Genomic DNA, 642 nt, shown 5'->3' on the forward strand with positions numbered 1-642 from the left:
GAGACAGCACCAGCACAGGCGGCCGGTAGCAATCACTGTATCCGCTGATTTCGTCGGCTTCGTTCTCGTAGATCACCTTGGGCTGGCCGGCGCTGGTGTAGTCGGATAGCTGCTTGGCCAGCTTGCCTTCGCCGACGATGATGCGCTTGTAGCCGGCGGCGCTGTCGACAACGAGATTGCCGAAGGAATCAGCGTAGACGCGATCCTGATGCCGGGCGCCGGCGAGCGCTGGCGCTGCAAGGGCTACGACCGATGCCGCCACGATGAGCGCCGCAAGGCGCGATCTGCCTGAATTCGAACGCATGGCGTCCTCCGTGTCCTGAGGGAAAGCCTCCTCGAATCAGAAATTAACGTTTTCTTAACCTTTGTTAAGAGGCCAGCGCGTTTGGCGGCGATGTCTCGGTAAACATGGTTAATATCCGTTAATATCCGACTGGATGGAAAACCCGTTGGCCATTATTCGGCCATGCTTGGCCGCACCATCGCGGCTGGTGTCCGTCTCGGCGTCGGGATGACCTTGATCTTGGCAAAGCATCGCGGCTGGTTTGCCGCGCGGGAGGACAGCATATGGCGCTACGCCGGCCGATTTGGGCGTCCGTTTTCCCGTTGCTCGGGGTCGTCGCTGGCTGTGTGCCACAGGAC

1 protein-coding gene is annotated in these 642 nt (G+C 60.3%); it reads right to left on the bottom strand.

Going from position 1 to position 642, the window contains the following annotated elements; all coding sequences use genetic code 11:
- Nucleotides 1-304, bottom strand: a 304-nt coding sequence (locus EN906_RS36320) for a hypothetical protein (protein ID WP_127375881.1), incomplete at its 3' end; no start/stop codon positions are given.
- Nucleotides 305-642: the final 338 nt, after the last annotated feature.

The sequence above is a fragment of the Mesorhizobium sp. M7A.F.Ca.CA.004.06.1.1 genome (genome assembly GCF_003999135.1).
Classification (GTDB): Bacteria; Pseudomonadota; Alphaproteobacteria; order Rhizobiales; family Rhizobiaceae; genus Mesorhizobium.